Source organism: Halopseudomonas sp. 4NH20-0008 (assembly GCF_057548395.1).
The window spans coordinates 470145-481144 of sequence record NZ_BAAJMD010000001.1 but is presented as its reverse complement, the minus strand read 5'-3'; the positions used below and the strand labels follow the sequence as shown (position 1 = coordinate 481144).

Sequence of the window (11000 nt, the reverse complement as noted above, 5' to 3'; positions counted from 1 at the left end):
GGCCGGTAGCGATCTCGCTGCGGACACCGAATTCGATGTAGTGGTCAGCTCCAGTGATGCTGCGGGTAACACTGTCGATATCACCGGCACGTCTACTCACACTGTAGATCTGGTTGCTCAGGCCGGCACAGTTACTGTGGACAACATCACGGCTGATGACGTGATCAATGCCGCCGAAGCCACTCAAACCATTGCAGTAACGGGTACCGCCATCGGTGGTGATATTGCCGAGGGTGATGTGGTTACCATGATCATCAATGGCACTGAATACGACACCACCGTTGACTCTGTCGGTAACTGGACTGTGGATGTGGCCGGTAGCGATCTCGCTGCGGACACCGAGTTCGATGTGGTTGTGAGCTCCAGCGACGCCTCTGGCAACAGTGTAGAAAGCACGGGTACGTCAACACACTCTGTTGATCTGGTCGCGCCTGCCGTTGCAATAACAAGTATCAGTAATGACAGTGGCACGGCTGGCGACTTTATTACCAACGACAATACGCTGGTTTTCAGGGGTACAACCGAGCCAGGTGCTATCGTTGTGGTAAGTCTGAATGGCAACCCGATTGGTAATGCTGTGGTAGACGCAGCCGGCAACTGGAGCCTGGATTACACCGGCACCACACTGGCGGATGGCAACTACAACCTGAGTGCCGTTGCATCAGATGCCGCAGGCAACGCCAGTGTGCCAGCCAGCCAAGTGGTAACGGTTGATACCTCTGCGCCAACGCTGACAGTGAGCGCGCCCGATGGTCTCGACAGCACGCCGACCATCACTGGTAACAGTGATGAAATTGGCGCAACTGTTACCTTGCTGGTAACTGATGCTGATGGCGCTGAACAAACGCTCTTTGCAGTGGTGCAGCCAAACGGCACCTATGCGGTCGATGTTGTAACCCCTCTGGCAGAAGGGATTTACACTGTGGTTGCCTCGGTGGCAGATGCGGCCGGCAATGCCCAGTTCGCTAACGACAATGGCAATCTGACGGTAATTGTGCCAGTCGAAATTCAAAGCATCACTACGACCAGCGACCCCTCTGCAACCGATGTGATTTCTCAGGTATGGGGTTCCCTCGGCAACAACGACTTTGGTGTTTCAACGACAGCCGTTATTCCGGGTGACTTGTCACAAACCATTGGTGGTTCCAGCCTGATACCAACGTTCTTTGGATCGCCTGCAGCTGGTGCCACACGCGACCTAGCGATTTCGACAAGGTCGGGGAGCAACAATACTTATCTTTTTGAAGTAGGCGATACCTATACCCTGACTTGGGAGCAGAGAGTTTCAACTTTTGGTCAGTGGCAAACCAGATCCATGACAGGGACAGTTACCCGCTCGGACAAGATCGGTGTTGACGGCATTACAACTGATCTGGTGGTGTTTTCCGGCGTGGTTAATGGCACGGCGACAACGCTGGTCATCGACAGTAACGGCATCCGTGACGTCAACTACCTGACCAATGATCAGTTCTCGGCCAACACTGTAGGCTTCCAGCAACTGGATATTGCTGGTATCGCGGCTGAAAACGCTGAGGTTGTTCTGCAGGATGGCAATGGCAACGTACTTGATACATTGGTTGCCGATGCCAACGGCAACTGGCAAACGCAGATCGACAGCACCACGGGTAGCGGCACCTACGTTGTTGTGGCGACTGACGCATCAGGCAATGTCACCACCGACACCAAGGCGTTCCAGGTGGGTGGGGCACTAAACAACAGTCTGACCGGTAGCGCAGCCGACGATGTTCTATATGGTGGTGCAGGTAATGACACGCTGAACGGCGGTGCCGGAGATGATGTGCTGATTGGTGGCTCGGGTAACGATGTGTTGACCGGTGGTCTGGGTGCCGATGTATTCCGTTGGGAGTTTGGCGACCAAGGCGCGACCGCGTCGCCTGCAGTTGATCGCGTTACGGACTTCACATTGGATCTGGTCAACGGCTATACCGGCAGTGGTCAGGCAGACCGGCTGGATATTGCTGATCTTCTGCAGGGTGAAAACGAGGGCAGTATCAATAACTACATCCGCGCTGAGCAATCCGGTGCAGACACCATGTTGTATATCCGGGCACAGGGCAATGTAGCGGGCAACAACGCTGATCAGGTAATCCGCCTTGAAGGTGTGAGTATGGACGGTCTTGAGTCGGATGCCTTTATCAACGCCATGATCAACAACGGACAGCTGAACATAGACCAGTAACCTGCAGTACCGCTGCGGTTCTCCACCGCAGCGGTTTGTTGGTCCTATCGTCTCATTGTGCTTGTGATAACCTGCCTCATTGCATTAATGAGGCAGATTTTCATGGGTGGGACAAACGCACACGTTTTCTATCGCAGACTGTTGTTCGATGTGACAAGCAGCGAATGCAGTATTGCCATGGAGGACGAGCATCACTACTTCGTCATCCAGCTTGGGCATGACGGCCATCGTATTACCTCCTTGAACAGCAAAGCCCTGCGGACGCCTTGGTCAGTGTGCCCCCAGGCTGATCTGCGGCTGCAGGACTTTGTTGGTCAGCCACTGCGTGAGCGAATCGCCGTGACCCTGGATGATATTGATGGCAAGCAGCAGTGTACGCATCAGTATGATCTGTTGATGCTGGCCTTGTCCCAGGCGCTCCGGCCTGGTCGGCGCGAGTATCTGTGCAAAGTGACCGGGGCGATGCACGAATACCGGCATGCACAGCTCTGGCTGAATGACGAGCAGCTATTGGACTGGCACCTGCAGGGGACACGTATCGACAGCGAGGATGTATTTGACCAGCAGGACCTGCGCAGCATCATGGGTTGGGCTGACAGCATGCTCGACAACCAGACACTGGAAGCCCTGTATGTGCAGCGCCGCGCCGTCATGGTGGCGGCGGCCAAGGGGGTGAATCTGGACATGATCAGCGATGCAGGCAAACTGATGAAGCACCGCTCAGGTGCCTGTTTTGCCTTCCAGCCCGAGCGTGCCCACCAGGCGACGCGCATGCTGGGTAGCACGCGCAGCGATGTTGACCACCCGGAGAAGCTTTTGAAAGCCTATGGTCCACCGGTGATCAATGTCTGATTTGTTGCATTACAAACCTCAGGATGTCAGTGAATGCCGGTCCTTGTTCAAGGCTCAGCTGGTGCAGCCGCATGACTGGCATTTTGTCAGTGACCAGGTCATGGGCGGCTGCTCAGTTGGCCGGATTGACCTGCTGGAGAGAGCGGGGCGGGCCTGCATCTGTATGCGCGGTGAAATCAGTCTGGCGAACAACGGCGGCTTTGTGCAGGTCAGGATGGCTTGGCCGCCGATAGCGGACACGGCTGATTATCGCGGCTTGTATCTGGTGCTGCTGGGTGGCGGCCATGCCATTGATGTGCGCTTGAAGACATCCGTATTGCAGCATCCCTGGCAGTCTTTTCGACAGGTTTTGCAACCCGGACAGCAGTGGCAGTCCTGGTGGCTGCCCTTCAGTGATTTTCAACCACATCGCACCGATGCTGTTTTTGAGCCAGCCAGGTTACGCAGTCTCGGCCTGGTGGCGATCGGCGAGGCCATGTCCGTCGATCTGTGCGTAGCCGAACTGGGTCTGTACCGCTGACTCAGACCCGCTCGATACGGTCCGCATGGATGCGGATCAGGCCCTGCTTCTGCAGGTTGCCGATAGCCTTCTTGAAGTTGCCCTTGCTTACGCTGAACAGATTGCTGATCTGCTCTGGTGGGCTCTTGTCGCTCATGTGCAGAACGCCGTCGCCCTTCTCCAGCTCCAGCATGATCTGTTGCTGCAGACCCTCGCTTGCTTGCGCGCCCACCGGCTGCAGGCTCAGGCTGATCTTGCCATCAGGACGGATCTCGCGGATGTAGCCACTTTCCCGCGAGCCACCACGCAGGAACTTGAAGGCTTCATTCTTGTGGATCAATCCCCAGTGCTGGCCATTGATGATGGCCTTGAATCCCAGATCCGTCGGGGAGACCACCAGCAGATCGACCTGCTGGCCTATCTGATAGCGCGCCGGGGTCTTGTCCAGATGCCGGTCCAGATGCGCCGTCGCGGTAATGCGACGGCTGTGCTTGTCGAGATAGAGGTAGACCACCACATACTGGCCGATCTGCAGCGGACGCTTTTCCTCCGAGTGCGGAAGCAGCACATCCTTGGGTAGCCCCCAGTCAAGAAATAGACCGATCTTGTTGATATCCACCACTTTCAGACTGGCAAACTCCCCAACCTGTGCCTTGGGTTTCTCGGTGGTGGCAATCAGCCGATCTTCGCTGTCGAGATAGACAAATACATTCAGCCAGTCACCCTCGGCCGTGGGCTCATCCTTGGGGATGTAGCGCTTGGGCAAAAGAATTTCGCCCTCGGCACCACCGTCCAGATAGAGCCCGAAGTCGGTATGAGTGACAATTTGAAGACTGTTGTATCGACCGATCAGGGCCATGAAAATCTCGCAGAAAGGGGTAGTTGCGTGGATGCTCCATGAAAAACGGCCGAGCGTCCAGAGCAAAAGACATGGAGGCCTTTATTCAAGGCGATACGCTGACTGTAGCGTCTGGCAACACAGTCCGTTCCATGAAGCTAAGCCGCCCTCTGGCCAATGTCAGATATACTCGCCATTGATAATGAACATGAGTGCGATCTGATGGTCTGCCTTGTTCGAACCCTTTCTGCAAGGATATGTCGTGACCGCTTCCTTCAAGAACACAGTCTCCCGTCAGCTCTCCCCGGTGCGGATTGCAATCATCATGGTGGTCATACTGGTGTTGTGGCTGCTATTGGGTGATATGCGCAGTGCGCAGAACGACGCGCCAGCAGCCCAGGAGCAAGCAGAGCAGGCGCTACATCAGGTCGAAACCCGTTGGTTGCAGGCAGAATCCTTGCCCCGTGAGCAGGTGCTGCAAGGCCAATTGATGCCATGGCAAAGCGTCAGGGTGATGGCCCAGGTATCCGGGCGGGTAGAAAAACTGGCCAGACAGCAGGGTGATCCGGTGTCAGCGGGTGATGCTTTGCTTGAACTGTCCGATGAAGGCCGCGCCCAGCAACTGGCGCAGGCCCGAGCTGTCTATAGATTGCGGCAGAAGGAGCTTGAAAGCGCCCGAACACTCAGGTCCTCCAACTATGCTACCGAGACCGAAGTCATTCGTTTGGAAAGCGAAGTTGCCCGTGCACAAGCCGAATTGAGTGCCGCCGAGTTGGCCGTGCAATACAACCGGCCGGTTGCGCCCTTTACTGGCGTGGTAGATCGACGCCATGTCGAGGTGGGTGAGTTGGTGCAGTCCGGCGCCGAACTGATGACGCTGGTCAACGTAGCGCGGTTAAAAGCCACGGCTCAACTGCCACAACAGGATGCCAGCAACGTTGCAGTCGGGCAGCCTGTCAAATTGCAATTGCTGGATGGTCGTGAGCTTCAAGGTGAGGTGCGTTTTATCAGTCTGGCGGCAGATCCAGAAACGCGCAGCTTCTATGTTGAAGTCGAGGCCAGCAACCCCGAGCTCTGGCGGATTGCCGGAGGCAGTGTGACGCTTCGCATCCAGTTGCCAGCGGTAATGGCGCATCAACTTTCCCCGGCGTTGCTCAGGCTGGACGCCGACGGGCAGTTGGGCGTGCGTGCCGTGGATGAACAGGGTCGGGTGATCAATCACTCCGTTCGGGTCGTGGCTATGGCCAATGATGGTGCGACCGTGACGGGATTGCCCGAGCAGGTGCAACTGATTACCCAGGGCGCCGGGTTTGTTGATCCAGGCCAGCTGGTTGAGGTGCGGCCTACGGACAATCAGGATCAGCCTGCCACCATGCCTGGGATCGAGCCATTGCCTGGCTCGGGAGTCCCTGAATGAGTCGGGTGATTCATGCCGCTATAGACCGCAGTCGAGCGGTTATTACCCTGTTGGTGTTCCTCTTTGTAGGCGGTCTGACAGCCTATAACGCCATTCCCAAGGAGGCGAATCCCGACGTAGCCATCCCTATGATGTACGTGTCGATGACCCTGGATGGCATCAGCCCTGAGGATGCGGAACGCTTGCTGGTGCGGCCAATGGAACAAGAGCTGCGGGCACTGGAAGGAGTCAAGAAAATGACCTCTGTGTCCAGTGAGGGCCACGCCTCGGTCATGCTTGAATTTGATGCCGGTTTTGACGCCGACAAGGCGCTGACTGACGTGCGCGAAAAGGTTGACGCGGCGCGCAGCAAATTGCCGGGTGAGGCTGATGAGCCCACGGTTAACGAGATCAACGTGGCGCTGTTTCCGGTATTGTCGGTCGGCCTGGCCGGGCCGGTCTCGCAAAGTGAGCTGATCTATATTGCCCGCGAGCTGCAGGAGACTATTGAAGCCATTCCGGAAGTGCTGGAAGTCGAGATAGGTGGCGACCGTGAAGACTTGCTGGAGATTGTTGTCGATCCCCAGGTTCTCGAGTCCTATGGTCTGGATTACATGGCGTTGTTCAGTCTGGTTTCGAACAACAACCGCCTGGTCGCGGCAGGTAGCCTGGATACTGGCGAGGGTCGCATGTCAGTCAAGGTGCCGGGCGTTATTGAAGATCTGGATGACATGCTCAACATGCCGGTCAAGGTCCAAGGTGATACCGTGGTGACCTTCGCCGATGTCGCCACTTTGAACCCGGGCTTCAAGGACCCGCTCGGCTTTGCCCGGATCAACGGCCAGCCCGCCGTCGTGCTTGAGGTAAAAAAGCGCGCAGGTGCCAACATCATTTCCACCATTGAACAGACGCGTGCTGTGATTGAACAGGCCAGCGCCTATTTTCCTGAGGGCATGGAGATTCACTACATCATGGATCAATCCACGCAAGTGGAGACCATGCTGTCGGATCTTCTGAATAATGTATTGACGGCCGTAGTGTTGGTGCTGATTCTCATTGTTGCGACCATGGGGCTGCGTTCAGCTGTACTGGTCGGCATTACCATTCCTGGCGCGTTCCTTGTCGCCATTCTGGTGTTGTACCTGATCGGCTTCACGATGAATATCATCGTCCTGTTTGCGCTGATTCTAGTGGCCGGCATGTTGGTCGATGGCGCTATTGTTGTCAGCGAACTGGCCGACCGGAATATCAGCGAGGGCCAGTCACCTGCTCAGGCCTGGGGCAATGCAGCGGAACGCATGTCCTGGCCCATTATTGCCTCAACGGCGACCACCATTGTGGTGTTTGGTCCCTTGCTGTTTTGGCCTGGTATGGTCGGGCAGTTCATGCGTTTCCTGCCCGCCACCGTGATCATTGCGCTACTGGCCTCCTTGCTTATGGCCTTGATTTTTCTCCCGGTTTTGGGCTCGCTGAAGCGTCATAAGCCGGCGGCAACCGGCGTAGATGTCAGTCGCGCGGGCAAGGCCTACGACAGAATGCTGGCAAAGCTGCTGCGCAGGCCGGGCAGGACACTGGGCGGCATGTTGCTGGCTATCCTGGTCATCTTTGTCGCTTATGGCAGCTTCAACCATGGCGTAGAGTTCTTTCCTGAGGTCGAGCCTGAGTCCGCCCAGGTACTGGTGCGCGCGCGCGGTGACCTGTCCATCCATGAACGCGACGCCCTGTTGCAAGGTGTCGAGCAGCGATTGTTGGGGCTGTCCGAGGTCAAGGCACTGTATGCCCGCTCCCTGGTATCAGCCAGCAACGAGCTGCCGCCCGATGTGGTGGGCACCTTGCAATTCCAGTTTACCGATTGGCATCAGCGCCGCCGTGCCGCGGCTATTCTGGATGAGATGCGCAGGCTGACGGCCGATGTGCCCGGCGTCATCCTCGAGTTCCGCCAGCAGGAAGAGGGGCCCGCAGCAGGCAAGCCGATTGAACTGCTGGTGAGCGGTGCGGATCAGGACGCCATCGATCTGGCTGTTGATCGCTTGATTACTGAAATGCAGAGCCTTGGTGGCTTTGTCGATATTGAAGATGACCGCAGCCTGCCAGGCATTGAATGGCGCGTTAAAGTGGATCGCGCGGCGGCTGCGCGTTTCGGTGCCGACGTGCTGACGGTGGGTAATGCCGTACAGATGGTGACCAATGGCTTGCTGTTGGCGCAGTACCGACCGGACTTTGCCAGTGACGAAGTGGATATTCGCGTGCGTTTCCCGGAAAACTGGCGGTCGATTGAAGATCTGACCCGCTTGACCGTGCAGACATCACGTGGTCAGGTGCCGATCAGCAATTTCGTTACCGTCTACCCGGCACCCAAGACCAGTGTGATCAACCGTATTGATGGTAACCGAGCGGTTACCATCAAGTCCGATCTGGCTGCGGGCATGCAAGTCAGTGAGCGGCTTAATGCCTTGCTTGCCAGCGATGTAGAGATCCCTCGGGGGGTGTTGATAGATACCGCTGGAGAGGGGGCCGACCAGCAGGAGGCGGCCAGTTTCCTGGGTACGGCGTTCATCGTTGCGATTTTCCTCATGCTGTTGATTCTGCTGGTACAGTTCAACAGCTGGTATCAGGCCCTGCTGGTCATGTCGGCCATCGTGTTTTCCACGGCCGGCGTGCTTATGGGGCTGTTGCTCAACAGTCAGCCGTTCGGCATCGTCATGGTCGGCATGGGCATCATTGGGCTTGCGGGCATTGTGGTGAACAACAACATCGTACTGATCGATACCTACAACCAGATCCGTGCTGAAGGCGTATCGGCGCTGGAGGCCGCCCACCAGACCGGCTGCCTGAGGTTACGCCCGGTGTTGCTCACCTCCATTACCACGGTACTGGGTCTGATGCCGATGGTGCTGGCGGTCAACGTCAACCTGCTTGAACCCAGCCTGGGCTTTGGCGCGCCCTCAACCCAATGGTGGACCCAGCTGTCCAGCGCCATTGCTGGCGGACTGACCTTCGCGACCATACTGACGCTGTTTATCACGCCGTGCATGCTGGTGCTCGGGGACAATATCCGGGAGCGCTTTGCGGCTCGGCGGGCGATTCGTCAGCAGGCCTGAGTAAGCCACTGCTTCAGCAGGCCCACGCAGGTCTCGATCTCGCGCTCGTTGGCGCTGGCAAAACCCATCACCAGACCGGTTTTGCCAGCATCACCAACGAAGTGTGCACTCAGCGGCGTGCTGCCAAAGCCCTGGGTTCTCAGCCAGCGGCTCAGCGCCAGATCATCGAACTTGCCCTCCAGCACCAGGTGCATACCCGCGCTTTCCGCTACCGGCGTGACCAGCCCGGCAAGCTCCTGGGTAACGTGCGTCTCAAAGCGCAGCCATTTATCCCGGTACAGCTGACGCATTCGGCGTACATGCCGGGTGAACTGGCCGGTCTGCATAAACTCGGCAATGGTGGCCTGGGCAAGTAACGGGCTCTCGCCGCCATTGATCTGCTTGGCCAGCACGAAGTGATCCACCAGCGGCTCTGGCACAACCAGATAGCCGACGCGCAAGGCGGGGAGTAGCGTTTTGCTGAAGCTGCCGACATAGAGCACCGGCGTGTTGTCGAACATGCCCTGAATCGCGGCGAACGGTTTGTTGTAGAAATGAAACTCGCTGTCGTAGTCGTCTTCAATGATCCAGGTCTGGTTACCCTGGGCCCAGCGCAGCAGTGCCATGCGCTGCGCAATATCGAGGATGCCACCCATGGGATATTGGTGCGTGGGCGTGCAGTACAGCAGCCTGGCAGGCCCCAGCGCGGGCAGTGAGTCCACATCCAGTACCTGTTGCTTCAGCGGTACCGGAGTTATCGGGTTACCGCGTGCTGCGAGGGCATAACGGGCGCCGCGGTAGCCGGGGTCTTCGCTGAAGATTTGATCGCCAGGTTGCAACAGCACATCACCAATCAGTGACAGCGCCTGCTGGGCACCGTTGGTGATGATCACCTGATGCTCCTGACAGCGCACGCCGCGGGCCGAGCGCAAATACTCGGCAATGGCTCGACGCAGCGGCTGATAGCCCTGGGTGCTGTCGTAGCCACGCAGATGTCGGCGACTTTCCTGATGGTGCAGAATGCGGTTCCAGCTGCGAATCGGGAAGGCGTCCAGATCCGGCAGGCCGGGTTGAAAGGGCAGGTTGGCATCCTCGGCCCGGTTGATCCTGCTTACAGGCAGCTCGGGGATGGGCGGCAACGCGTCCCCGGGGTTGGCTGCTCGGGCAGAGCGCTTCTCATGCTGAAGCAAATCAGCATTGATGTCCGCATGCACGAACACACCTTTGCCGGCCTGGCTCTGCAGGAAGCCCTCTGCTTTTAGCTGGTCATACACCGCGTTGACCGTATTGCGGCTGACACCCAGGTCTGCGGCGAGCTGGCGGCTGGATGGCAGGCGACTGCCCGGCAGATAGCGGCGCTGGATAACGCGCTGCGCAATCTGCTGGTACAACTGATGCTGGAGCGGCCCGGAGCTGTCCAGCTGGATATCGTCGATCACGCTACTGGTCCTGTAAAAAGTCACAAACTGGATCTTCAGATGGTATCAGCTATTGCCTTTAATTGAGCGAGGATCATTAGTGCCTTAAAGGAGGCTCCCGTGGAACCGTTAGAGGATATGCCCACTTCTTCAACCCCGCTGAGCTGCTGTCCGCGCAGCCAGATCAAGCGCGCCGCCAAGCGTGCCAGTTACGACCGCGCACCGGCCTATGCACTGATAGACCGCTTGAAGACAGCCCACGTGGCCTTTGTGGAAGAGGGCGAGCCGCGGATCATCCCCATTACCGCCTGGCGCGTGGAAGACGACCTGTATCTGCATACGCTTAACGGTGGCAGGTTGGCCAAGCGCCTGGAGTCGGGCATGCAACTATGCCTGTCCTTTGCGGTGACCGAGGAGTGGGCGATGAGCAAGTCAGCCTACAACCACAGCGCCAACTATCAATCGCTGGTGCTCTTTGGCAAAGCCGAAAGAGTTGAAGATGAGGTCGAGTTTGATGCAGCCTTCAAAAGCGTCATCAACGAACTGGAGCCGGGCCGCTGGGACCAGGTGCGCGCACCCAATGCCAAGGAGCGCAAAGCCACTGCCCTGTTCCGTATCCCTATAGAGGAGGGTGCCTTCAAGAGCCGGACCGGCGGCCCCAACGAGGAGCCAGAGGATCTCGACCTGCCGGTCTGGCACGGAAACATCAAGGCCTGA

General features: G+C 57.6%; 8 protein-coding genes. 6 read left to right on the top strand and 2 right to left on the bottom strand.

Annotation, left to right across the window (positions count from 1 at the left end; all coding sequences use genetic code 11):
* The 3 genes from AC27HQ_RS02180 to AC27HQ_RS02170 form a co-directional block, all read left to right on the top strand.
* A partial coding sequence (locus AC27HQ_RS02180) for an Ig-like domain-containing protein (RefSeq protein ID WP_487154173.1) occupies positions 1-2200 on the top strand: 2200 nt, incomplete at its 5' end.
* Between the two features lie 102 nt (positions 2201-2302).
* The gene (locus AC27HQ_RS02175) at positions 2303-3052 is read left to right on the top strand and encodes a DUF2889 domain-containing protein (protein ID WP_487154172.1); all 750 of its coding nucleotides are present in this window, start codon (positions 2303-2305) and stop codon (positions 3050-3052) included.
* A complete protein-coding gene (locus tag AC27HQ_RS02170) occupies positions 3045-3572 on the top strand; it encodes a CIA30 family protein (RefSeq protein WP_487154171.1) in 528 nt (175 codons plus the stop codon). The genes AC27HQ_RS02175 and AC27HQ_RS02170 overlap by 8 nt, the downstream gene beginning before the upstream one ends.
* Before the next feature lies 1 nt (position 3573).
* On the opposite strand, the gene AC27HQ_RS02165 is transcribed toward AC27HQ_RS02170, so the two are convergent.
* Positions 3574-4410 (bottom strand): CvfB family protein, encoded by an 837-nt coding sequence (locus AC27HQ_RS02165; protein ID WP_487154170.1) that lies wholly within the window; start codon positions 4408-4410, stop codon positions 3574-3576.
* 241 nt (positions 4411-4651) lie between these two features.
* Here AC27HQ_RS02165 and AC27HQ_RS02160 point away from each other — a divergent pair, with 241 nt between their 5' ends.
* Positions 4652-5806: an efflux RND transporter periplasmic adaptor subunit gene (locus tag AC27HQ_RS02160; RefSeq protein ID WP_487154169.1), complete on the top strand. Its 1155-nt coding sequence runs from the start codon at positions 4652-4654 to the stop codon at positions 5804-5806.
* Positions 5803-8886, top strand: coding sequence for an efflux RND transporter permease subunit (locus tag AC27HQ_RS02155; RefSeq protein ID WP_487154168.1), 3084 nt, complete (start codon positions 5803-5805; stop codon positions 8884-8886). Before AC27HQ_RS02160 ends, AC27HQ_RS02155 begins: the two co-directional genes overlap by 4 nt.
* Here AC27HQ_RS02155 and pdxR read toward each other — a convergent pair.
* Entirely contained in the window at positions 8874-10304 is a 1431-nt protein-coding gene (gene pdxR / locus AC27HQ_RS02150; RefSeq protein WP_487154167.1) for a MocR-like pyridoxine biosynthesis transcription factor PdxR, read from the bottom strand. The two genes, AC27HQ_RS02155 and pdxR, sit on opposite strands and share 13 nt — an antisense overlap.
* Before the next feature lie 99 nt (positions 10305-10403).
* On the opposite strand from pdxR, the gene AC27HQ_RS02145 reads away from it, so the two are divergent.
* Positions 10404-11000, top strand: coding sequence for a pyridoxamine 5'-phosphate oxidase family protein (locus AC27HQ_RS02145; protein ID WP_487154166.1), 597 nt, complete (start codon positions 10404-10406; stop codon positions 10998-11000).

Coding starts and splice junctions, on each gene's coding strand:
- AC27HQ_RS02175 (WP_487154172.1), top strand. CDS start 2,303: ATGGGTGGGACAAACGCACACGTTTTCTATCGCAGACTGTTGTTCGAT.
- AC27HQ_RS02170 (WP_487154171.1), top strand. CDS start 3,045: ATGTCTGATTTGTTGCATTACAAACCTCAGGATGTCAGTGAATGCCGG.
- AC27HQ_RS02165 (WP_487154170.1), bottom strand. CDS start 4,410: ATGGCCCTGATCGGTCGATACAACAGTCTTCAAATTGTCACTCATACC.
- AC27HQ_RS02155 (WP_487154168.1), top strand. CDS start 5,803: ATGAGTCGGGTGATTCATGCCGCTATAGACCGCAGTCGAGCGGTTATT.